General features: G+C 73.1%; 20 protein-coding genes and 3 tRNA genes. 10 read left to right on the top strand and 13 right to left on the bottom strand.

Translation table 11 applies throughout. The annotated features are described in order from the left end of the window. Window positions 1–6: 6 nt before the first annotated feature. Complete coding sequence (locus tag ABD990_RS00850) at window positions 7–1,149, top strand: glycoside hydrolase family 53 protein (RefSeq protein WP_345377669.1); 1,143 nt, start codon at window positions 7–9, stop codon at window positions 1,147–1,149. Between the two features lie 174 nt (window positions 1,150–1,323). On the opposite strand, the gene ABD990_RS00855 is transcribed toward ABD990_RS00850, so the two are convergent. Together ABD990_RS00855 and ABD990_RS00860 are read right to left on the bottom strand one after the other, a co-directional pair. After that, window positions 1,324–1,821, bottom strand: coding sequence for an HNH endonuclease (locus ABD990_RS00855; RefSeq protein ID WP_345377670.1), 498 nt, complete (start codon window positions 1,819–1,821; stop codon window positions 1,324–1,326). 246 nt (window positions 1,822–2,067) lie between these two features. Beyond that, window positions 2,068–2,916 (bottom strand): SDR family NAD(P)-dependent oxidoreductase, encoded by an 849-nt coding sequence (locus tag ABD990_RS00860; protein ID WP_345377671.1) that lies wholly within the window; start codon window positions 2,914–2,916, stop codon window positions 2,068–2,070. Between the two features lie 167 nt (window positions 2,917–3,083). On the opposite strand from ABD990_RS00860, the gene ABD990_RS00865 reads away from it, so the two are divergent. From ABD990_RS00865 to ABD990_RS00875, 3 genes are read left to right on the top strand one after another with little or no spacing between them, the layout of a single operon-like run. Next, complete coding sequence (locus ABD990_RS00865) at window positions 3,084–3,314, top strand: hypothetical protein (protein ID WP_345377672.1); 231 nt, start codon at window positions 3,084–3,086, stop codon at window positions 3,312–3,314. Window positions 3,315–3,347: 33 nt separating this feature from the next. Next, a complete protein-coding gene (locus ABD990_RS00870; protein WP_345377673.1) occupies window positions 3,348–3,677 on the top strand; it encodes a DMT family transporter in 330 nt (109 codons plus the stop codon). Beyond that, window positions 3,667–4,191 (top strand): TetR/AcrR family transcriptional regulator, encoded by a 525-nt coding sequence (locus ABD990_RS00875; protein ID WP_345377674.1) that lies wholly within the window; start codon window positions 3,667–3,669, stop codon window positions 4,189–4,191. Before ABD990_RS00870 ends, ABD990_RS00875 begins: the two co-directional genes overlap by 11 nt. Window positions 4,192–4,431: 240 nt before the next feature. On the opposite strand, the gene ABD990_RS00880 is transcribed toward ABD990_RS00875, so the two are convergent. The 4 genes from ABD990_RS00880 to ABD990_RS00895 all read right to left on the bottom strand — a co-directional run bounded on the left by ABD990_RS00880 (window position 4,432) and on the right by ABD990_RS00895 (window position 7,978). Then, the gene (locus tag ABD990_RS00880) at window positions 4,432–4,992 is read right to left on the bottom strand and encodes a YdeI/OmpD-associated family protein (RefSeq protein WP_345377675.1); all 561 of its coding nucleotides are present in this window, start codon (window positions 4,990–4,992) and stop codon (window positions 4,432–4,434) included. A 48-nt stretch (window positions 4,993–5,040) separates the two neighbouring features. Beyond that, the gene (locus ABD990_RS00885) at window positions 5,041–6,147 is read right to left on the bottom strand and encodes a cystathionine gamma-lyase (protein WP_345377676.1); all 1,107 of its coding nucleotides are present in this window, start codon (window positions 6,145–6,147) and stop codon (window positions 5,041–5,043) included. 68 nt (window positions 6,148–6,215) lie between these two features. Then, a complete protein-coding gene (locus tag ABD990_RS00890; RefSeq protein ID WP_345377677.1) occupies window positions 6,216–7,223 on the bottom strand; it encodes an NAD(P)H-dependent glycerol-3-phosphate dehydrogenase in 1,008 nt (335 codons plus the stop codon). Further along, a complete protein-coding gene (locus ABD990_RS00895) occupies window positions 7,220–7,978 on the bottom strand; it encodes a lysophospholipid acyltransferase family protein (protein ID WP_345377678.1) in 759 nt (252 codons plus the stop codon). The genes ABD990_RS00890 and ABD990_RS00895 overlap by 4 nt, the downstream gene beginning before the upstream one ends. 94 nt (window positions 7,979–8,072) lie before the next feature. On the opposite strand from ABD990_RS00895, the gene cofC reads away from it, so the two are divergent. The 4 genes from cofC (at window position 8,073) to ABD990_RS00915 (ending at window position 13,231) form a co-directional block, all read left to right on the top strand. Further along, window positions 8,073–8,702 (top strand): 2-phospho-L-lactate guanylyltransferase, encoded by a 630-nt coding sequence (gene cofC / locus ABD990_RS00900; protein WP_345377679.1) that lies wholly within the window; start codon window positions 8,073–8,075, stop codon window positions 8,700–8,702. Between the two features lie 72 nt (window positions 8,703–8,774). Continuing rightward, window positions 8,775–9,794, top strand: coding sequence for an SPFH domain-containing protein (locus tag ABD990_RS00905; protein WP_345377999.1), 1,020 nt, complete (start codon window positions 8,775–8,777; stop codon window positions 9,792–9,794). Between the two features lie 140 nt (window positions 9,795–9,934). Continuing rightward, complete coding sequence (locus ABD990_RS00910) at window positions 9,935–12,295, top strand: RNA degradosome polyphosphate kinase (protein ID WP_425569349.1); 2,361 nt, start codon at window positions 9,935–9,937, stop codon at window positions 12,293–12,295. A gap of 15 nt (window positions 12,296–12,310) precedes the next feature. Continuing rightward, entirely contained in the window at window positions 12,311–13,231 is a 921-nt protein-coding gene (locus tag ABD990_RS00915) for an NUDIX hydrolase (RefSeq protein ID WP_345377681.1), read from the top strand. A 40-nt stretch (window positions 13,232–13,271) separates the two neighbouring features. Here ABD990_RS00915 and ABD990_RS00920 read toward each other — a convergent pair whose 3' ends face one another. The 3 genes from ABD990_RS00920 to leuC all read right to left on the bottom strand — a co-directional run bounded on the left by ABD990_RS00920 (window position 13,272) and on the right by leuC (window position 16,002). Beyond that, window positions 13,272–13,838 carry an HU family DNA-binding protein gene (locus tag ABD990_RS00920; protein ID WP_345377682.1) on the bottom strand — a complete coding sequence of 189 codons (567 nt, stop codon included), beginning with the start codon at window positions 13,836–13,838 and terminating at the stop codon, window positions 13,272–13,274. 149 nt (window positions 13,839–13,987) lie between these two features. Then, window positions 13,988–14,578 carry a 3-isopropylmalate dehydratase small subunit gene (gene leuD / locus ABD990_RS00925; protein WP_345377683.1) on the bottom strand — a complete coding sequence of 197 codons (591 nt, stop codon included), beginning with the start codon at window positions 14,576–14,578 and terminating at the stop codon, window positions 13,988–13,990. Further along, window positions 14,578–16,002, bottom strand: a complete 1,425-nt coding sequence (gene leuC, locus ABD990_RS00930; RefSeq protein ID WP_345377684.1) for a 3-isopropylmalate dehydratase large subunit — start codon at window positions 16,000–16,002, stop codon at window positions 14,578–14,580. The genes leuD and leuC overlap by 1 nt, the downstream gene beginning before the upstream one ends. 75 nt (window positions 16,003–16,077) lie before the next feature. Here leuC and ABD990_RS00935 point away from each other — a divergent pair, with 75 nt between their 5' ends. After that, complete coding sequence (locus ABD990_RS00935) at window positions 16,078–16,779, top strand: IclR family transcriptional regulator (protein WP_345377685.1); 702 nt, start codon at window positions 16,078–16,080, stop codon at window positions 16,777–16,779. 86 nt (window positions 16,780–16,865) lie between these two features. Further along, window positions 16,866–18,854, top strand: coding sequence for an Hsp70 family protein (locus tag ABD990_RS00940; protein WP_345377686.1), 1,989 nt, complete (start codon window positions 16,866–16,868; stop codon window positions 18,852–18,854). A gap of 603 nt (window positions 18,855–19,457) precedes the next feature. On the opposite strand, the gene ABD990_RS00945 is transcribed toward ABD990_RS00940, so the two are convergent. From ABD990_RS00945 to gltX, 4 genes are all read right to left on the bottom strand, one after another. After that, window positions 19,458–19,530: transfer RNA gene (locus ABD990_RS00945), tRNA-Glu, on the bottom strand. A gap of 74 nt (window positions 19,531–19,604) precedes the next feature. Beyond that, a tRNA-Glu gene (locus ABD990_RS00950) sits at window positions 19,605–19,677 on the bottom strand. A gap of 40 nt (window positions 19,678–19,717) precedes the next feature. Then, window positions 19,718–19,789, bottom strand: a tRNA-Gln gene (locus tag ABD990_RS00955). Window positions 19,790–19,855: 66 nt separating this feature from the next. After that, window positions 19,856–21,328, bottom strand: a complete 1,473-nt coding sequence (gene gltX, locus ABD990_RS00960; protein WP_345377687.1) for a glutamate--tRNA ligase — start codon at window positions 21,326–21,328, stop codon at window positions 19,856–19,858. Window positions 21,329–21,330 lie beyond the last annotated feature (2 nt).

Below are 21,330 nucleotides of genomic sequence, written 5' to 3' on the forward strand. Positions count from 1 at the left end.
ACCTTCGTGCCCACCCGACGGCAACTGCTGTCCGCCGCCGGACTCCTCCTCGGCGGCTCGGCGATGACCGGCTGCTCCTCGGCGTCGCCGGCAGCGACCGCAGCCCGGGCCCCGGTCCGGCGCGTGGTGCGGGGTGCGGACCTCTCGTTCACCCTGCAGATGGAGGCGATCGGGGCGCGCTACCGCGACGGCGGCGCGGTCGCGCCCGTCGAGCGACTGCTGGCCGCGCGGGGCGCGAACCTCGTGCGGCTGCGGGCCTGGGTCGCTCCGCCGGCCGGGTACAGCACGCTCGAGTCGGCCCTCACCCTCGGCCGACGGGCGCACGACGAGGGCTGCGACATCCTCCTCGACCTGCACTACTCGGACTTCTGGGCCGACCAGTACAGCCAGTCCGTCCCCGCGGCCTGGGCCGACCAGGACCTCGGCCGGCTCGTCGACACCGTCCGCAGCTACACCCGCGACGCCGTCGCCGCCTTCGCCCGGCAGGGCACACCACTGTCGATGATCCAGATCGGCAACGAGATCACCACCGGCATGCTCTGGCCGGCCGGCAAGGTCTACGACCGGGGTCACGAGCACTGGGACGACTTCGTCCGGCTGCTGAAGGCGGGCCTCGACGGCGCCCTCGACGGGGCGACGGCACGGCTCGAGACGATGATCCACATCGACCGCGGGGGAGACACCGGCGGAGCCCGCTACTTCTACGACGCGATCACGGCCCGCGGCGTGACGTTCGACCTGATCGGCCTGTCCTACTACCCGTTCTGGCACGGCTCCCTCGACACGCTGGCCGCCAACCTCGGCGATCTCGCGCGGCGGTACGGGAAGGACGTCCTCGTCGTCGAGACCTCGTACCCCTGGACCCTGCAGCAGGCCGACGGCACGGAGTACTACGCGGCGCGCCTCGACGAGCTCCCCGACGTCGCCAGGTTCCCGGTGAGCCCGGAGGGCCAGGCCGCGTACTTCGAGGGACTGCGGGCCGTGGTGGACGCGGTGCCCGACGGGCGGGGCCGAGGCTTCGTCGTCTGGGAGCCGGAGTGGCTCCCGGGCGTCGGCTGGGACGTGGGTGAGGGCAATCCCTACGCCAACCTCACGATGTTCGACTGGACCGGGGCGGGCCTGCCCTCGTTGGCCGCCTTCCGGGCCTGACCCGTCATCGATTCTGGGGATTTCGGCGGCGCGGGGTTAACGGGCGGCGACCTACCGGCGACCATCCGTGCGTGGAAGGCCTCCGCCACCAGGCGGAGTCGTACTGATCGGCCCACCGCCCCGATCAGTACGCGGACGGCCCGCCCCCGCGCTCGGGGGCGGGCCGTTTGCACGTCAGGCGGCCTGGGCGAGCCAGGGCTCCCACGCCGGGTGCGGCTCGACGGCAAGCACCAGCACCCCGCCGGCCGCTCGATTGGGCGGCTTGGGCGTGATCCGCAGGGTCCAGCCGATCTCGTCGATGAGCCGGTCGGCCTTCTTCGAGTTGCAGGTGCGGCAGGCGGCGACGCAGTTCTCCCAGCTGTGCGCACCGCCGCGACTGCGCGGGATCACGTGGTCGATCGTGTCGGCCTTCTTGCCGCAGTAGGCGCACCGGCGCAGGTCGCGGCGCAGGACGCCGGCCCGGGTCATCGGAACCGCTCGGCGGTACGGCACCCGCACGTAGCGGGAGAGTCGCATGACCGAGGGGGCGGGGACGGTCAAGTTCTCCGAATGAAAGGCCGCCCCTTCGAGGGCGGCCTGCACACACTCCGCTTTACCGGAGAGCATCAGGACGATCGCGCGTTTGGCCGTGACGACGGCGAGAGGCTCGAAGCTCGCGTTGAGCAGCAGCACCCGTGAACCCGGCGGGAGAGCCGTTACCCCGGCACTCCCTGCCCCCGTCTCCCCCTCCCCGGGTTCGGGGACGGCGACGAGGGGTTGGGGTTGTCGATCCGGCACGCGACCACCTCCGCTCGGATGAGGTAAGTCGACCATACGAGAGCCGGGTTACGCACGTGTGATATTGAGGCGGACACGCGGCGCTGGTGGACGGCGCGAGCGACCGGTCGACCGGACTCGTCACTCGCGTAGGCCCGGACTTCACCGTACGTCGAGCCCGCGTGGTCCGACCGGCTCGCCCCGCCTCTCCGGGCGGTTCACGAGTTCGCGCAAGTGCTGGACTCCGGCAGTATCGCGAACACGGGGCGGAAGCCGCAGGTACGCCGATCGCGCTACGCGCATCGGAAGAGCGCGGGGTGCATGAGTACCGAGATCGACGCGCGGTCGGCCCTCGGCCCAAGCGTCGAGTGCTGCGCGTGCGACTGCCGCAGGCTGCAGCCACTCTTCGGGCCGTACCGCCGAGACGTCCTGGCCTGCTCTGCAGTGCCACTCGGTGCGCGTGTAGCCAGGGCTGACGATGGTGACGCCGACTCCACGGGCAGCGACCTCCTGACGGAGCGCCTCGAAGAACAGGTCGATGAACGCCTTGGAAGCCGCGTACGCCGCCAATCGAGGCTTCGGCCGCTGCCCCGCTGGACTGCTCACGGCGATCACTCCGCCGGCGCCTGCGTCCACCATCCGAGGTAGGGCAGCGCGAGTGAGCCGAACCGGCGCCTCGACGTTGACGGCGACCGTGGCAGCGAGTGCTCCGAGATCCTGGCCCGAGACCGGACCGTAGACGCCGAGACCAGCATTGTTGACGAGGAGGCCGACAGGCGACTCCTCGATCACCCGCTCGACGTCGGCGAGTCCCTCCTCGGTCGACAGGTCGGCCGGGACGACCCGCACGGCCGTCGGGAGATCGGCTGCCAGCGCCTCGAGCCGCTCGCGCCGACGAGCCACGACGATCAGATCGTGACCGCGGGCTGCGAGCTCGCGGGCGAAGGCCTCTCCGATGCCTGCGGAGGCACCGGTAACCAGCGCGAGGGGCCGAAGACCGCCATCTGCCATGAGGCGGATTCAACCGCTCTGAATCGATCGTTGCATAGCGCGACGGGCAGTTCGTCCGCTTCGTGCCTTTGCCACCGAGACGACGCGTCCTCATCCTTGAGGATGCCTGTCACGCGCGCCGATCGCGCGACGATGAGCATGACGAGGCCCGCCGAGAGAGGAACGCCGTGTCAAGCCCCCGCCGCCCGCTCGTCCTGCCCGACATCGAGCCCGCCACCCAGCTCCTGCCCGTGGTGCCGCGGCACGGGGTGCCCGAGCCCCGGGTCGAGGTCGACGACTACCTCGCCGAGCTGCCCGAGCCCGTCGCCGTGAGCCGGCGGCGCGATCCGCTGCTGTGGGCCGCGGCGGCGCTGCCGGTGCTGGCGCTGCTCGCGATCCTGCTGATCATGTTCCTCTGATTCTGGAGCGATCGCTCAAGTAGTCTGGCGGGCATGTGGTTCTGGCTCGCCGGTGCGATCGTGGCCGAGGTGACCGGCACGGTCGCCCTCCGCTTCTCCGAGGGGTTCTCGCGGCTCTTGCCGTCGCTGATCGTGGTGCTGGGCTACGGCATCGCCTTCTACTCGCTGTCCCGGGCGCTCGCCGGCGGGATGCCGATCGGCGTCGCCTACGGGGTGTGGGCCGCCGTCGGGGTCGCGCTGATCGCGATCATCGGGGCGGTGTTCCTCAAGGAGCCGCTGACGTGGGTGCAGATCGGGGGGATCGTGCTCGTCATCGCCGGCGTGCTCGCACTGGAGCTCGGCCGGACGCCGCATGCCGCCTGAGATCACCGACGGCCGGCTCCGCAAGGGCGCGGCCCGGCGGCGGGCGCTGCTCGACGCCGCCCTCCGGCTGGTGGGGCGCTCCGGCGTCGCGGCCGTGACGCAGCGGGCCGTGGCCGCGGAGGCGGGGCTGCCGCCGAGTGCGGTGCTGTACTACTTCGCGAGCGTCGACGAGCTGCTGGTCACCGGCCTGCGGGAGGTCAACGACCGGTACGTCGAGGACCTGAGCACGGTCGAGTCGGCCGACGACCTGGCCGGCCTGCTCGCCGCCTACTCCGCCCAGGCCCGCCTGCTGACGATCGCCGAGTACGACCTCTACCTCCTCGCCGCCCGCCGCCCCGACCTGCGCGACGAGCTGGAGCGCTGGGACCGGGCGTTGGACGACCTGGCCCGGCGCCTATGTCCCGACCGCGCCGAACTCCTCGCGGCCGCGGTCAACGGTCTCTACCTCCGCGCCGCCACGAGCGGGATCGACCGCGCGACGGTCGTCCGGGTCCTCGAAGCGGCAGGGCTGTGATCGTGGCCGGACCGACGAAGTGGGGAACGTGCGGCCACGCTGCGGAGGGGGGATCCCGCAGCGTGGCCGCACCGACGACGGGTGCCGGTGTAGGGGGGACATCCGCCGCCGTCCGTGACGTTGCGGGGTGGTTCGCCGGGTGACGGCTGGCCGTTATCAGTACGTGATGTTGGTGTGGAAGTTCGACCCGGCCGCCCCTGCTCGCGCGGTCGGCGGCTCCCCGCGGCTTGCTCGGCGCCCTCAGCGGGCCTCGCCCCGCGCTGTCGCGACCGTGGCCGCGATACGGCGCACCCGGGTCTCCGGCTTCTTGGCCCGGGCGAGGGCCTCGAGCTCGGCCCTGCGGGCGGAGGGCGACATCGCCTCCCACCCCGCGGTGGCGGCCGGGTCGTCGTCGAGCGCCGAACGCAGGTCGGGAGGGAGGATCCCGGCCTGGGCGTCGGCGAGCAGCGTCCACATGCCGGTGGCCTTGGCGGCGTCGATCGTCGCCTGCCCGGCCGGCGTCATCCGCCCCTCCGCGATCAGCCGCGCGACCAGTTCGCGGTTGATCGTGCTCCACGCGCTCCGCGGGCTCCGGGGGCTGAACCGCTGCCGTCGTGACGACGCATCGTGCTTGCGGGAGAGGCCGTCGATCCAGCCGAAGCACAGCGCCTCCTCGAGCGCCTGCCGCTGGGTCAGACCGGGCCGGCCGGAGCGGGCGTGCGGGATGACGACCCATGCCTCGCGGGCGGTCGCCGCGTGCTCGGAGAGCCACGCACGCCATTCGGCCGGGGTGGTCACGTCGAGCGGGACGTCGTCGTCCATCCGGCAAGCCTGTCAGGAGGCAGGCCGGCCGGGCACCTCAGATCCACCTCAGATCCGCACGGCGTCCAACGCCCCGAGCACGTCCGCGACCAGGTCGTCCGTGTCCTCGCAGCCCGCGGAGAGCCGGAGCAGGCCGGGCGGCACCGCGTCCCCCCACCGCTCCCGACGGTCGGCGGAGGTCTGCAGCCCGCCGAAGCTCGTCGTCGACGACACCAGGTGCGAGGCCGCGAGGAACTCCCCCACCGCCTCGGCCGAGGGCAGGGTGAACCGCAGGACCCCGTTCCAGCGGCGCATCTGCCGGGAGGCCACCGCGTGCGCACGGTCGGAGGGCAGGCCGGGCCACCGGACGTCCCTCGCGGCGGGGTGCCCGAGCAGCGCCTGGACCAGCGCGTGCGCGTTCTTCGCCTGCCGCTCCAGCCGCAGGTCCAGCGTGCCGAGGCCGCGGTGCGCGAGCCAGATCTCCATCGGCCCGGGGATCGCGCCGCCGCGGGTGCGGGCGGCCCGCACCCGCCCGGCCAGGATCGGGTCGGCGCAGGTCACGTGCCCGAGGACGACGTCGCCGTGCCCGGACAGCGCCTTGGTGTCGCTGGCGATCACGAAGTCGGCGCCGAGCGGCAGCGGCTTCTGCCCCAGCGGCGTCGCGGTGGTGTTGTCGACGGCCACCATCGCGCCCGCGGCGTGCGCGGCGTCGGCGATGGCCGGGATGTCGCACACCTCGAGCCCGGGGTTCGACGGCGTCTCGAGCAGCACGAGGGAGGCGCCGTGGAGCGGCTCCCACGCCCCCGCCGTCGCGAACTCGCGGACCTCGACGCCCATCGGCGCGAGCTCCTCGGAGGCGACGAGCCGGGCGATGTAGTAGCCGTCGCTGGGCAGCACGACCGCGGTGCCGGGGCGGGCGCACAGCCGCATCACGGTGGACAGGGCGGCCATCCCGGAGGAGAAGGCGACGCACTCCCCGCCCTCCAGCTCCCCCACCGCGGCCTCGTACGCGCGCCAGGTGGGGTTGTCGGCGCGGCCGTAGAAGAACTCCGGCTGCGGGTCGTGCGGGAGCCCCAGCTCGAAGGTCGCCGACAGCACCGGGCCGGGGTGCGCGGGCTCGCCCACCGCACCCGGCGGGTGCCCGCCCCGGACGCAGCGCGTCCCGTCCCCGCTCATCGTCCTCCCAGGTCAGTCGTGGTCGTGTGTGACGACTGCCGTTCTCCCGGGCAGTCGCCGCTCACGGGTCACTCGGGCTTCGGCGCCCGCGAGATCAGTTCCTTCGCCATGGCGGTGGCGGAGTAGCCCTCGTGGCACACCCGCCGCACGGCGTCGGCGATCGGCAGTTCCACCCCGTGCCGTTCCCCGAGCTCGCAGATCGACACGCACGACTTCACGCCCTCGGCGACCTGCCCGTGGTTGGCCGCCTCGGCCTGGGCGAGGGTCTCGCCGCGGCCGAGGTGCTCGCCGAAGGTGCGGTTGCGGGAGAGCGGCGAGGAGCACGTCGCCACCAGGTCGCCCAGGCCCGCGAGCCCGGCGAAGGTCAACGGGTCCGCCCCCAGCTCCGCGCCCAGCCGGGCGGTCTCGGCCAGCCCGCGGGTGATCAGCGAGGCGCGGCTGTTGTCGCCCAGCCCCATGCCCGCCGCGATCCCGACGGCCAGCGCGATCACGTTCTTGCCCGCGCCGCCCAGCTCGCAGCCCACGACGTCCGTGTTGGTGTACGAGCGGAAGTAGTCGTTCGAGGTCGCGGACTGCAGCTCCACGGCGCGGTCGTGGTCGGCGCACGCGATCACCGTGGCCGTCGGCTCCCCCTGCGCGATCTCCCGCGCCAGGTTGGGCCCGGACACGACGGCGATCTGGTCCGCGGGCACCTCCGCGACCTCGGCGATCACCTGGCTCATCCGCTTGAGCGTGCCCAGCTCGACGCCCTTGGCCAGGCTCACCAGCGTGCGCCCGGGCGGGAGCAACGGCTTCCAGTCCGCCAGGTTCGCCCGCAGGGTCTGCGACGGCACCGCGAGAACCACGGCGTCGGCCCCCTCGAGCGCGGCCGCCGCGCTGGACGTCGCGGACAGGTTGTCCGGCAGCCTGATGTCGGGCAGGTAGTCGGGGTTGGCGCGGGTCTCGCGGATCGCGCCGGCGACCTCGGGCCGCCGCGCCCAGAGCACGACCTCGCGGCCGGCGTCGGCGACGACCTTGGCGAACGCCGTGCCCCACGACCCGGCACCGAGGACCGCGATCTTCGCGAGCCCCGTCACGCCGGCCCGCCGTCCCGCTCGGCCTCCGGCGTCGCGGCCTCCGGCGTGCGCCCCTCGACGGCGCGGCGGTAGAAGCCCGGCGGGGGCGTCTCGTCCCGGACCTCGGCCAGCAGCTCCTTGCAGCGGGTCATGAACAGCTCGGTCACCTCGCGGAGGATCGTCGCGTCGATCGGCTTGCCGCGGTAGGCGGACAGGTCGATCGGCTCGCCGGCGCGCACCGTGATCCGCCTGCGCGGGAGCGGCCGGACCTTCTTGTTGTAGTGGTCGTACACCTCCCGGGTTCCCCAGTGGACCATGGGCAACACCGGCGCGTCCGACGACAGCGCGAGCCGCGCCGCCCCCGTGCGCGAGTGCATCGGCCAGCCCTCGGGGTCCCGCGTGATCGTGCCCTCCGGGTAGATCACCACGACCTTGCCGTTCGCCAGGCCCTCGACGCCGGCCGAGAGGCTCTGCTGCGCGTCGGCCGAGTCCCGGTAGACCGGGATCTGCTCGGTGCCGAGCAACACCTTCCCGAGCACCGGGACCTTCCACAGGCTCGCCTTGGCCAGGAACCGCGGCACCCGGCGGGCGCTGTGCACCCACAGCGCCGTGTACACGGGGTCCAGGTAGGAGATGTGGTTGGCGACGACCAGCGCGCCGCCCTGCGCGGGCAGGTGCTCGCGGCCTTCGTAGTGCGGGCTGCCGGCCGCGTACGACAGCGGGTAGAAGACCGCCGCCGCGAAGTTGACCCAGAACCCGCCCTTCTCGCGCGCCACCGGTGCCCCTCTCCTGTCGTCGATCGACGCCGATCCTTCCCTGCCGGCCCGGGCGCGGTCCACCGACACCCTGGGCGGGTGGAACGATGGGGTGGTGAGCAGCCGCGAAGTGGGTCTGGTCGTGCCCGTCAAGGGGCTCGACGCGGCCAAGTCCCGGCTGCGCGGGGCGGCCGACGGCGGGGTGGGCGACCCGGCCGCGCACGCCGAGCTCGCCCTCGCGCTCGCCCTGGACACCCTGGACGCCGTGCTGGCCGCCGGGCGGGTGGCCGCGGTCGTCGTCGTGACGAGCGACGAGACGGTCGGGCGCGAGCTGGCCGGGACGGGTGTGCGGATCGTCCGCGACGAGCCGGCGGCCGGCCTCAACGCCGCACTGGTCCACGGCGCCGCCCTGCTGCCCGCCGAGCTGCGGCACGGGGCGCTGCAGGCGGACCTCCCCGCGCTCAAGCCCGAGGAGCTCGACGAGGCGCTCGCCCGAGCGTCGGGACGGGCCTTCTGCGCCGACGCCCGGGGGGACGGCACCACCCTGCTCCTCGCCCCCGCCGGCGCCCCGCTGGACCCGCGGTTCGGGCCCGGGTCGGCCGCCGCGCACCGGGCGTCCGGCGCCGTCCCGCTGGGCGGCGAGCTGCCCGGCCTGCGCCGGGACGTCGACACCGAGGCCGACCTCCGGGAGGCCTGCGCACTGGGCGTCGGACCCCGGACGGCAGGGCTGTTCGTCTGCCGGTAAGCCCTGGTCAACGGGCCGGGAGCGGGTCGATAATCCGGGCCTGCAGGGAGGCGCGTCATGACCGTTCTCTGGATGGTGCTCCTGATCCTCGGGCTCGTGGTGCTCGTCGGGGCCGCGACGAGCGTCCGAGTGGTCCAGCAGTTCGAGCGGGGTGTGGTGTTCCGGTTCGGCCGGCTCCAGCCGCAGACGAGAGGCCCGGGCCTGGCGGTGCTGGCGCCGCTGGCGGACCGGATGCACAAGGTCAACATGCAGGTCATCACCCTGCCGATCCCGGCGCAGGACGGGATCACGAGCGACAACGTCACCGTCCGGGTCGACGCCGTCGTCTACTACCGGGTGGTCGACCCCGTGCGCGTGGCCGTCGACGTCCAGGACTACGGCTCGGCGATCCTGCAGGTGGCGCAGGCGTCCCTGCGGTCGATCATCGGCAAGAGCGAGCTCGACGACCTGCTGTCCAACCGCGAGCGGCTCAACCAGGGCCTCGAGCTGATGCTGGACAACCCCGCCGTCGGCTGGGGCGTGCACATCGACCGCGTGGAGATCAAGGACGTGGTGCTGCCGGAGTCGATGAAGCGGTCGATGTCGCGGCAGGCCGAGGCCGAGCGCGAGCGCCGGTCCCGGGTGATCACGGCCGACGGCGAGCTGCAGGCGTCGCAGCAGCTCGCCAAGGCGGCCGAGGTGATGACCTCCCACCCGGCCGCCCTCCAGCTGCGGCTGCTGCAGACCGTCGTCGAGGTGGCGGCGGAGAAGAACTCCACCCTGGTCCTGCCCTTCCCCGTGGAGCTGCTGCGGTTCCTGGAGCGCTCGACGCCCTCAGGCCCGCCGCCGGCGCAGGACGACGAACGCGCGCCGGCCCGCGACGACCAGCGCGGCGATCCCGGCGAGATCGCCGCCGGTGAGCCCGTGGGTGGGGGCGACGACGAGGAGGACCGGCCCCTCCATCCGCCCGTTGACGAGGAACCAGAGCAGCGCGACGGCGGCGAGCGCGACCGCCCCGCCGAGGCCGGTCTCCCCGCTGACGGCGGCGAGCACGACGAGGGCGACCAGCACCAGGGAGGCGAGCACCGGTTCAGCCTGCCGGGCCGGGCGTGAGGCCCGCGCCAAGCCTGCGATCTCCGGCACAACCCACCCCGCCTCCGCAGGTCAACCGCCACTCGTGACCCGCCCGTGACCGAGAGTTCACCCGGATGTCGGTCGCTCCGACGGGTCGCACGGCCGGTGCGTGCGGAAGAATCCCGCCGGTGAGCACGGGCCCCGAGAACACCGAGACCGGACCCGCCGGGAGCAACGGCCGCCGCCGGACGAGCGCGAAGAAGCCGGCCCCGCGGCGGCGGGCCACGCCGGTGCGCGCCTCGCAGACCGGGAGCCGCGTCGAGACCGCCGCGCCCGGCCCGGCGCCGGTGCCCACGAGCGCGAGCACCGCCACCGCCCCGACCACCGCCGCGCCCAACGGCAGCGGCGCCGCCCCGATCGGCCCGCCCGCGCCGACCACCCTCGCCGCGCCGAGCGGACTGCCGGACGACCGCTACCTCAACCGCGAGCTCTCCTGGCTGGACTTCAACGCCCGGGTGCTCGCGCTGGCCGAGGACACCAGCCAGCCGCTGCTGGAGCGGGCCAAGTTCCTCGCGATCTTCGCCAGCAACCTCGACGAGTTCTACATGGTCCGGGTCGCCGGGCTGAAGCGTCGGGACGAGACCGGTCTGGCCGTGCGCAGCGCCGACGGCCTGTCCCCGCGCGAGCAGCTGGCCCGGATCGCCGAGCGCAGCCAGGCGATCTCCGAGGCGCACGCGCGCGTGTTCCTCGACGAGGTCCGCCCCGAGCTCGACCAGAACGGCATCCACATCCGCCGCTGGAGCGACCTGTCCGACGCGCAGCGCCTGCGCCTGTCGGACTACTTCGCCGCGCAGGTCTTCCCGGTGCTCACGCCGCTGGCCGTGGACCCCGCGCACCCCTTCCCGTACATCTCGGGCCTGTCGCTCAACCTGGCGGTCACGGTCCGGGACACCGACAGTCGCACCGAGCGCTTCGCCCGGGTCAAGGTGCCCAACAACGTCCCGCGCCTGGTCCGGGTGCAGGACGACGAGGGCAAGCCCGGCCGGGACGTCACGTTCCTGCCGATCGAGGACCTCATCGCCGCCCACCTCGGCGAGCTGTTCCCGGGCCTCGAGGTCGCCGAGGTGCACGCCTTCCGCGTGACCCGCAACGCCGACCTCGAGGTCGAGGAGGACCGGGACGAGGACCTGCTCCAGGCCCTGGAGCGCGAGCTCGCCCGCCGCCGCTTCGGCCCGCCCGTGCGGCTCGAGGTCGTCGACACCATGTCCGAGCACGTGCTGGAGCTGCTGCTGCGCGAGCTGGACGTGGACCCGGGCGACGTCGTCACCGTGCCCGGGCTGCTCGACCTCACCTGCCTGTGGGAGGTCTACGGCACGGACCGGCCCGACCTGAAGGACGAGCCCTTCCGCCCCGCCACGCACCCGGCGTTCGGGGAGCGGGAGACCCCGCGCAGCATCTTCGCCACCCTCCGGGACGGGGACGTGCTGGTCCACCACCCGTACGACTCCTTCTCGACGAGCGTGCAGCGCTTCGTCGAGCAGGCGGCGGCGGACCCGAACGTGTTGGCCATCAAGCAGACGCTGTACCGGACGTCCGGCGACTCCCCGATCGTCGACGCCCTGATCGACGCGGCGGCCGCGGGCAAGCAGGTCGTGGCCCTGGTCGAGATCAAGGCGCGGTTCGACGAGCAGGCCAACATCCGCTGGGCGCGCGAGCTGGAGAAGTCCGGCGTGCACGTCGTCTACGGGCTCGTCGGCCTGAAGACGCACTGCAAGACCTCGCTGGTCGTACGCCAGGAGGGCTCGACCATCCGCCGCTACTGCCACATCGGCACCGGCAACTACAACCCCAAGACCGCGCGGCTCTACGAGGACATCGGCGTGCTCACCGCCGACCCGACGATCGGCGCCGACCTCACGGACCTGTTCAACTCGCTCACCGGCTACTCGCGACAGACCTCGTACCGCAGCCTGCTCGTGGCGCCCTACGGCGTCCGGCGCGGGATCGTCCGGCGCATCGAGGACGAGCTCGAGGCGCACCGGGCCGGCGACACGTCGGCCCGGGTCCGGATCAAGGTCAACTCGCTGGTCGACGAGCAGGTGATCGACGCGCTGTACCGGGCCTCGCAGGCCGGCGTGCCGGTCGACATCGTGGTCCGCGGGATCTGCGCGATCCGCCCGGGCGTGCCGGGGCTGTCGGAGAACATCCAGGTCCGCTCGATCCTCGGGCGCTTCCTGGAGCACTCGCGGATCTTCCACTTCGGGGCGGCCGACGAGTACTGGCTCGGCAGCGCCGACATGATGCACCGCAACCTCGACCGCCGCGTCGAGGTGCTGCTGCGGGTGGCGGACCCGAAGCTCGCCGCGCAGCTGGGCGGGGTCTTCGATTCCTGCCTCGACCCCGCCACGCGCTGCTGGACGCTGGAGGGCGACGGCGGGTGGGAGCCCTCGCCACCGAAGGGCACGGAACTGGAGAAGGTGCGCGACCACCAGGCGGAGCTGATGATCGCGCACGCGTCGCGGTCCCAGGTCGACGAGTGAGGGCCGGCGGCGCGGATGTCTGACCTCTACGCCGCGCTCGGGGCCGACGTGCTCGCCGGGGGGACGGTCCTGTGGCGCGCCACCAACGGGGGTCCGCAGGTGGCGCTCGTGCACCGGCCGAAGTACGACGACTGGGGCCTGCCCAAGGGCAAGCTCGACAACGGCGAGACCCTCGCCTCCTGCGCGCTGCGCGAGACCTGGGAGGAGACGGGGGTGCGGGCCCGGCTGGGCGCCCGGCTCGGCGACGTCCGCTACCTCGTCCCCGAGGGCAGCAAGCTCGTGCGGTACTGGGCGGCCGAGGCCCTGGAGGTGCCGGACTTCGGCCCGAACACCGAGATCGACGAGCTGGTCTGGGTCCCGCCCGCCGAGGCCGTCGAGCGGCTGAGCTACGCCCACGACGTCGAGATCCTCCGGCGGTTCACGCCCCCGGCGACCGTGCTGCTCCTGGTCCGGCACGCCAAGGCCGGCAGCCGCAAGGACTGGGACGACGACGACGACCTGCGCCCGCTCTCCGGGGTCGGCCGCACCCAGGCCGAGCACATGACGGAGTTCCTCGCCGGCTTCGCCCCGGAACGCCTCCACTCGGCGCCGCCGGTGCGCTGCGTGGACACGATCGCCCCGTACGGCACCGCGCGCGGCCTGAAGATCGAGCGCGAGCCGCTGCTCGGCGAGGAGGGCTACTGGGTGGACCCGGCCGCCGGTCTCGCCCGCTTCCGCGAGCTGCTCGCCCTGCCCGGCGTCACGGTGCTGTGCAGCCAGGGCGGGGTGATCCCGGACGTCGTCGAGAACCTGCTCGACGAGAGCGCCGCCGACGTCACGGGCGTGCCGGACCCGGAGAAGACCCCCGTGCCCTCCCGCAAGGGCAGCACGTGGGTGCTGACGACGGACGGCACGGGCGCCCTCCGCACCGCCGACTACTACCCCAGCCCCACATAGCGGCCCGCGCCATGGAGCCGTAGCGCGCTGCGCGAGGCGGCTACTTCTTCGCCTTGGCCTTCTTGGCGGGCTTGTCCTTGACGACCTTGGCGATCGGTTCCTTGGCCGACTTCTTCGCGGCCGGCTTGGCGGTCGCCTTCTCGGGCGCCTTCTCCGTCGCCTTCTCGGTCGCCCTGGCCTTGGCGGCGGTCGTCTTGGCGGCCGTGGAGCGGGCCGTCTTCTTCGGCGCCGGGGCCTCGACGACCTCCTCCGCGACGAAGGAGCCCGACGTCCGGGCCGTGGCCGGACGCGGCGTGCGGGCCGGGGCCCGCTTCGCCGTGGCGGCGGCACCGTCGTTGCCCGCCACCGTGGTGCGGAAGGCGGTGCCCGGGCGGAAGGACGGCACGGTCGTCGGCGGCACCGGGACCGTCTCCCCGGTCCGCGGGTTGCGGGCCACGCGTGCGGCGCGCGCCCGCGCCTCGAACACCCCGAAGCCGGTGAGGGTCACCGACCCGCCGGAGCCGACCGTGTCCACGATGATGTCCAGGACTCCGTCCACTGCGGACGCCGCGGTGCGCCGGTCACCGAGGCGCGCCGCCAGCGCGTCCACCAGCTGGGTCTTGTTCATGGCCCCGCACGGTAGAGCCTCCTCCTCCGTTCGCCAAGGGGCGGAGGGCCGAAGAGCCGTTGGCGCACAAGGAAAAACCGCCGTCGGCACCCTGCGTGACCACTGTGGTCACGCGCAGTGCCGACGGCGGTCGTCCGTCGGGGTCGCGCTCAGGCCGTGGTGACCGGCTTGTGCGCGGGCCGGGAGCGCTCGAAGGCGTCGATGGCCTCCTCGTGGCGCAGGGTCAGCCCGATGTCGTCGAGCCCCTCGAGCAGGCGCCAGCGGATGTAGTCGTCGATCTGGAAGGGCACGGTCAGGTCCTTGGCCTGCACCGTCTTCTCCTGCAGGTCGACGGTCACCTCGGTGCCCGGCTCGTTCTCCAGCAGCTTCCACAGCAGCTCGACGTCCGGCTGCTCGACCTGGGCGGCGACGAGGCCGGCCTTGGCCGAGTTGCCGCGGAAGATGTCGGCGAACCGCGCCGAGATCACCACGCGGAAGCCGTAGTCCATCAACGCCCAGACGGCGTGCTCACGCGAGGAGCCGGTGCCGAAGTCCGGGCCCGCGACCAGCACCGAACCGCGGCTGAACGGCTCCTGGTTGAGGATGAACGACCCGTCCGTCCGCCAGGCCGAGAACAGCCCGTCCTCGAACCCGGTGCGCGTCACGCGCTTGAGGTAGACCGCCGGGATGATCTGGTCGGTGTCCACGTTGGAGCGGCGCAGCGGGACGCCGATGCCGGTGTGGGTGGTGAACTTCTCCATCAGCTCAGGTCCTCCGGGCTCGACAGGGTCCCGCGCACCGCGGTCGCCGCGGCGACCAGCGGGGAGACCAGGTGGGTGCGGCCGCCCTTGCCCTGGCGGCCCTCGAAGTTGCGGTTGGAGGTCGACGCGCTGCGCTCCCCCGGAGCCAGCTGGTCGGGGTTCATGCCCAGGCACATCGAGCAACCCGCGGAGCGCCACTCGGCGCCGGCGGCGGTGAAGACCTTGTCCAGGCCCTCCTCCTCGGCCTGGAACCGCACCCGCATCGAGCCGGGCACGACCAGCATCCGCACACCCTTCGCGATCTGCCGGCCGTCGAGGATCTCCGCGGCGGCCCGCAGGTCCTCGATCCGCCCGTTGGTGCAGGAACCGACGAACACGGTGTCGACCTTGATCGAGCGCAGCGGCTGGCCCGCCTCCAGGCCCATGTAGGCCAGCGCCTTCTCCGCGGCGACCCGCTCGTTCTCGTCGACGATGGCCTCGGGGTCCGGCACGCTCTCGCCCAGCGGGAGCCCCTGGCCGGGGTTGGTGCCCCAGGTGACGAACGGGGTCAGCGCGTCCGCGTCGATGTCCACCTCGGCGTCGAACACCGCGTCCGGGTCCGTGCGCAGCTCGCGCCAGGCCTCGACCGCCTCGTCCCACTGCTCGCCCTTCGGCGCGTGGTCGCGGCCCTTCAGGTAGGCGAAGGTGGTCTCGTCCGGGGCGATCATGCCCGCGCGGGCGCCGGCCTCGATGGACATGTTGCAGATCGTCATCCGGGCTTCCATCGACAGGTTGTCGATGACGTTGCCGCGGTACTCCAGCACGTAGCCCTGCCCACCGCCGGTGCCGATCTGCGCGATGATCGCCAGCACGACGTCCTTGCTCGTGACGCCCGGGCGCAGCCGGCCGTCCTCCGAGTGGACGTTGATCGCCATGGTCTTGAACGGTTTGAGCGGCAGCGTCTGGGTGGCCAGCACGTGCTCCACCTCGGAGGTGCCGATGCCGAAGGCCATCGCGCCGAACGCGCCGTGGGTCGAGGTGTGCGAGTCGCCGCAGACGACCGTGGTGCCCGGCTGGGTCAGCCCCAGCTGCGGCCCGACGACGTGCACGATGCCCTGCTCGGTGTGGTTCATCGGGTAGAGCCGGACGCCGAACTCCTCGCAGTTGCGCCGCAGGGTCTCCACCTGCGTGCGCGAGACGGGGTCGGCGATCGGGGCCAGGACGTCGAGCGTGGGGACGTTGTGGTCCTCGGTGGCGAGGGTGAGGTCGGGGCGGCGGACCTTCCGGCCGGCGAGCCGCAGCCCGTCGAACGCCTGCGGGCTCGTCACCTCGTGCACGAGGTGCAGGTCGATGTAGAGCAGGTCGGGCTCCTGCCCGGCGCCGTTGACAGCGCCCTTGCGGACCAGGTGCTGGTCCCAGACCTTCTCGGCCAGCGTGCGTCCCACCGCTGCCGCCTCCTTCGCGTTGAACTGTGCGTCCCGGTGGTGGTGTCCCAGATCGTGGGAAGTTAATATCGAGACGTGAGACAGTCTAGCGGCATCGGCGTGCTCGACAAGGCCGTGGGGGTGTTACGTGCGGCGGCGGACGAGCCCATGGGGCTCTCCGAGCTCTGCGAGGCCACCGGCCTGCCCCGCGCCACCGCGCACCGGCTGGCCGTCGGACTGGAGGTGCACGGCCTGCTGCAGCGGGGGTCCGACGGCCGCTGGCGGCCCGGCCCCACCCTCGCCGAGCTGGCCGGCGGCCACTCGGACCCGCTGCTCGAGGCCGCGGGTGCGGTGCTGCCGCGGCTGCGCGACATCACCGGGGAGAGCGTCCAGCTCTACCGGCGTGACGGGATGCACCGGGTCTGCATCGCGGCGGCCGAGCCCGCGTCCGGACTGCGGGACACCGTGCCCGTCGGCACGCGGCTACCGATGAACGCCGGGTCCGGGGCGAAGGTCCTCGCGGCCTGGGCCGATCCCGCCACGCAGCGGGCCGTGCTCGCCACCGCCACCTTCACCGAACGGGTGCTGGTCGACGTCCGGCGACGGGGCTGGGCGCAGAGCGTCGCCGAGCGGGAGTCCGGCGTGGCCAGTGTCTCGGCGCCGGTGCGGGACGCGCAGGGCCAGGTCGTGGCGGCCGTGTCGGTCTCCGGGCCGGTCGAGCGGATCGGCAGGCGGCCGGGCGTGCGGTGGGCGGCCGATCTGCTGGCGGCGGCGGAGGCCCTGCAGCACCGTCTGTAGATCCGGTGACACCGCGTGGCGCAGGGCCGGTGCCCCGTGCCCGAATCGGGCGGTCCGTGACGCTAACGTGATCTCCCACTCCGTCGATGGACAGAGTGGACGGGCGCCCCGCTCCCCAGCACGTCGGCGCCGAGGACCGACCGAAGACGGTGACGATGACCTACCTGCTCGGTGTCGACGTGGGCACGACGAGGACCGCCGCGGCGGTCTCGCGCGCCGACCGGCCCGGGTCGCCCGAGATGGTGTCGCTCGGCGACCGCTCCACCGACGTCCCCTCCGTGCTCTTCCTGGGCCCCGACGGCGAGGTGCTCGTCGGCGAGGCCGCCGAGCGCCGCGCGGTGACCGACCCCGACCGCGTGGTCCGCGAGTTCAAGCGGCGCGTGGGCGACCCGACCCCGATCGTGGTCGGCGGCCGCGCCTGGGCCGCCGAGGAGCTCTGTGCCCGGCTGCTGCGCTGGGTGGTCGACAAGGTCGCGATGCAGGAGGGCGGGCCGGCCGACCGGATCGCTGTCACGCACCCCGCCTCCTGGGGCAGCCACAAGCGGGACCTCATGGCGGCCGCCGCGCACGCGCAGGGCCTCACCGTGACCTTCCTGGCCGAACCGCAGGCCGCCGCGCTGCACTACGCGGCCGGCGAGCGGGTCCCCACCGGGTCCACGATCGCCGTCTACGACCTCGGCGGCGGCACGTTCGACGCCGCCGTGGTGCGCAAGGACGGCGGGTTCGGCCTGCTCGGGCGGCCCGAGGGCCTGGAGCACCTGGGCGGCGTCGACTTCGACCAGGTGGTGTTCGACCACGTCGCCGAGGGCGCGCCCGAGGCGTTCGCCGGCATCGACGAGACCGACCCGGCCGTGCTGGCCGCCGTCGCCCGGCTGCGCCGCGAGTGCACCGAGGCCAAGGAGGCGCTCTCCGCGGACACCGAGGTCACCATCCCGGTGCTCATGCCGGCCTACCGCGGGTCGGTGCGGCTGCACCGCAGCGAGTTCGAGGAGGCCATCCGGCCCTCGATCGCCGAGACGGTCGACGCGCTGCGCCGGGCCGTCGAGTCCGCCGGCACCGACCCGGAGCGGCTCAGCGTGGTGCTGCTGGTGGGCGGGTCCTCGCGGATCCCGCTCGTGGCGCAGCTGGTCTCCGAACAGCTCGGGCGGCCGGTCGCGGTGGACACGGACCCGAAGAACGCGATCGCCAAGGGCGCGGTGCTGGCCTTTCTCCCGCAGGCGCTCCTGGGCGCCACCGGCGCGCACCCGGCGGTGGGTGGCGCGCTCGCGGCCGGCGCAGCCTTCACCGGCGTCCAGGGCGCGATCGGGGCGGACGGCGGTCCGCCGACCCAGCTCGCGGGGACCGGGGCCTGGCCGGCACCGGGTGCGACGGGACAGTGGGCGCCGGGCGCCACGGAGATGTGGGCCGGGCAGCCGGGTCAGCCCGGGCAGCCCGGTCCGCCGGTGCAGGGCGGCGGGGACCCGTACACCGCCCCCGCCTACGGCCTGTACTCCGGCCCCGACTCCGAGGCGGTCACCGAGGCGTTGCCCACCAGCGCCGGTGCCACCCGCTTCGACGGGCCGCCGGCCCGTCCCGCGGTCGGCGGGGGGCTCTTCGACTCCTACGCCGAGTACGACGACACCCCGGCGAGGAAGGGCCGCTCCCCCTTCATCATGATCGGCGCGGGCGGTCTGGTCGCCGCGGTCGCGCTGGTCGCGGGGGTGGCACTGTGGCCGGACAGCAGCTCGGTGGGCAACGCCAACTCCCGGATCGACAACAGCGTGCTCGCGCCGGTCCCCACCCCCGACCCTGCATCGCCCGCCCCCACCGCCACCCTCGCCCCGCCGTCGGACGAGCCGGCGCCGCCGCCGGAGGCGGGCGGCAACCCGGCGGCCCCGGCGCCGCGCACGCAGGCGCCGGCTCCGAACCCGCGACCGGTTGATCCGCCGCCGCCCGTGGTCACCACGAGCACTCAGCCGACGACCACGACCACACAGCCACAGCCGACGACCACCACGACTGTTGCGCCGCCTCCGACGACGACCACCACGGTGGTGGTACCGCCGCCGCCGTCCGGCCAGCAGCCGCCGCCTTAGCCGTAGCGCGTTGCTACGTCTGCTGCGCTGCGACTGAGCGCCCTGCGCCAACGCGACGGGGGCGCTGCAGGCCGTTCTCGTCACGTGCTGATCGCCAGCGCCTGGTCGAGATGAACATGAGGGCTGTTCCCGGCGCCTGGGACAGCCCTGATGTTCATCTCGCACCGCCGTCCCCCGGGTGTCCAGGACACTGATCGGCGGCTGCGTGCAGTAGCGGTACCTCGCACAGCCCGCGCTGCACAGCAGTGCGGATCATCGACAGCCGGGCACCGGCAGGGCTCGGCCAGAGCCCGGCCGGTCAGCTGTCCGAGCCGCGGCACCCTCGTCGAACCGTCGAGAGGAATACCACCGCCCCGTGCCCGAGGGTCGTCTCGAGCCGACAAAGCACTGAGATGAGCACCACTGCTCTTCGACGCCACCTCGGGAACCGTGGCGCTCATCTCACGACCCGATCCGTCCGCCCCAAGACGTGCCCACCACTGCGTTCCCGCTCACCGGAAGAACCCGCAGTCCGACCATTCGCGGGCCGACCGTCGAGCCATTCGCGAAATGCCCGGAAATGCGACGATCCCCACCCCGCGGAACGGGATGGGGATCATCGAGTAGCCCCGACGGGATTTGAACCCGCGCTACCGCCTTGAGAGGGCGGCGTCCTAGGCCGCTAGACGACGGGGCCCTGGGACAACACACATATACGCTTCTCACCTGCGAAGATGCCCATCCCGGCGCACCGGGATGCGAACCTTCGAGTAGCCCCGACGGGATTTGAACCCGCGCTACCGCCTTGAGAGGGCGGCGTCCTAGGCCGCTAGACGACGGGGCCGCGGCTGGCCGTACAACCGAAGGAAACGGGAGTGTTTCCGCTGGGGTACCAGGACTCGAACCTAGACTAACTGAACCAGAATCAGTCGTGCTGCCAATTACACCATACCCCAAGGAGACACGCTCACCGGCGGGCTGCCGGAGCAGTTCCGGTGTCCGCGTCCCTTGCAGAGAAGACTCTAGACCACGCCTCCCGAGGCCTGCACGGCACCCCCCAGTCTGCGCAGGGAGCGGTCGCGTCCGAGCAGCTCCATGGACTCGTAGAGGGGCGGCGACACGGTCCGGCCGCTGATCGCGACACGCACCGGACCGAAGGCCTTCCGCGGCTTGAGGCCCAGCCCGTCGACCAGCGAGGCCTTGAGCGACTCCTCGATGGCCGTCGTGGTCCACTCCTCGACCTGCTCGAGGCCCTTCACGGCGGCCGTGAGCACGGGCTCGGCGTCGGCGCCCAGGGTCTTGGCCGCGGCGTCCGGGTCGAGCTCGAAGTCCTCCTCGGGCACGAAGAGGAACCTGAGCATCCGCGCGGCGTCGGAGAGCACCTGGCTGCGCTCCTGCACCAGCGGCGCGGCGGCGGCGAGGACCGGGTCGTCCGCGGAGACCGCGACGCCCTGGGCCGCCAGGTAGGGCACCAGGCGCCGGGCGAAGTCGGCCGGTTCGAGTGCCCGCAGGTGTGCGGCGTTGATCGCCTCGGCCTTCTTGAGGTCGAAGCGGGCGGTGTTGGACGACACCCGCGAGACGTCGAAGGCGGCGACCATCTCGTCGAGGGAGAAGACGTCCCGGTCGTCGGCGATCGACCAGCCGAGCAGGGCGAGGTAGTTGAGCAGGCCCTCCGGGACGAAGCCGCGGTCGCGGTAGTGGAAGAGGTTCGACTCGGGGTCGCGCTTCGACAGCTTGCGGTTGCCCTCGCCGGTCACCAGCGGCAGGTGCGCGTACTGGAACGGGCCGTTGCCGATGCCGACGCGCTGCAGCGCCTCCAGCAGCGCGATCTGCCGCGGGGTGGACGAGAGGAGATCCTCGCCGCGTAGGACGTGCGTGATGTCCATGAGGGCGTCGTCGAGCGGGTTGGTGAGGGGGTAGAGCGGGGTGCCGTCCCCACGGGCCAGCACGAAGTCCGGCACCTGGCCGTGCTTGAACGTGATCTCCCCGCGGATCAGGTCCGTGAAGGTGATGTCGCGGTCCGGCATCCGCAGCCGGAAGACCGGCTTGCGGCCCTCGACGCGGAAGGCCTGCTTCTGCTCCTCGGTGAGGTCGCGGTCGGCGTTGTCGTAGCCGAGCTTGGGGTCGCGGCCGGCCGCGCGGTGCCGCGCCTCGATCTCCTCCGCGGTGGAGTACGACTCGTAGACCTCCCCGGCCTGGACGAGCCGGCCGAGGGCGTCCCGGTAGAGGTCGCGGCGCTCGCTCTGCCGGTACGGGCCGTGCGGGCCCCCCTTCTCGGGGCCCTCGTCCCAGTCGAGGCCGAGCCAGCGCAGGGCGTCGAGGATCGCCTCGTACGACTCGATACTGTCGCGCTGGGCGTCCGTGTCCTCGATCCGGAACACGAACACGCCCTCGTGGTGGCGGGCGTGCGCCCAGTTGAACAGGGCGGTGCGGATGAGCCCCACGTGCGGGGTCCCGGTGGGCGACGGGCAGAAGCGGACGCGAACTGTACTCATGG

It is taken from the genome of Pseudonocardia yuanmonensis, from assembly GCF_039542425.1.
GTDB lineage: Bacteria > Actinomycetota > Actinomycetes > Mycobacteriales > Pseudonocardiaceae > Pseudonocardia > Pseudonocardia yuanmonensis.

Coding starts and splice junctions, on each gene's coding strand:
- ABD990_RS00860 (WP_345377671.1), bottom strand. CDS start 2,916: ATGGCAGATGGCGGTCTTCGGCCCCTCGCGCTGGTTACCGGTGCCTCC.
- ABD990_RS00870 (WP_345377673.1), top strand. CDS start 3,348: ATGTGGTTCTGGCTCGCCGGTGCGATCGTGGCCGAGGTGACCGGCACG.
- ABD990_RS00875 (WP_345377674.1), top strand. CDS start 3,667: ATGCCGCCTGAGATCACCGACGGCCGGCTCCGCAAGGGCGCGGCCCGG.
- ABD990_RS00880 (WP_345377675.1), bottom strand. CDS start 4,992: ATGGACGACGACGTCCCGCTCGACGTGACCACCCCGGCCGAATGGCGT.
- ABD990_RS00885 (WP_345377676.1), bottom strand. CDS start 6,147: ATGAGCGGGGACGGGACGCGCTGCGTCCGGGGCGGGCACCCGCCGGGT.
- ABD990_RS00905 (WP_345377999.1), top strand. CDS start 8,775: ATGGTGCTCCTGATCCTCGGGCTCGTGGTGCTCGTCGGGGCCGCGACG.
- ABD990_RS00915 (WP_345377681.1), top strand. CDS start 12,311: ATGTCTGACCTCTACGCCGCGCTCGGGGCCGACGTGCTCGCCGGGGGG.
- ABD990_RS00920 (WP_345377682.1), bottom strand. CDS start 13,838: ATGAACAAGACCCAGCTGGTGGACGCGCTGGCGGCGCGCCTCGGTGAC.
- leuD (WP_345377683.1), bottom strand. CDS start 14,578: ATGGAGAAGTTCACCACCCACACCGGCATCGGCGTCCCGCTGCGCCGC.
- ABD990_RS00940 (WP_345377686.1), top strand. CDS start 16,866: ATGGACAGAGTGGACGGGCGCCCCGCTCCCCAGCACGTCGGCGCCGAG.
- gltX (WP_345377687.1), bottom strand. CDS start 21,328: ATGAGTACAGTTCGCGTCCGCTTCTGCCCGTCGCCCACCGGGACCCCG.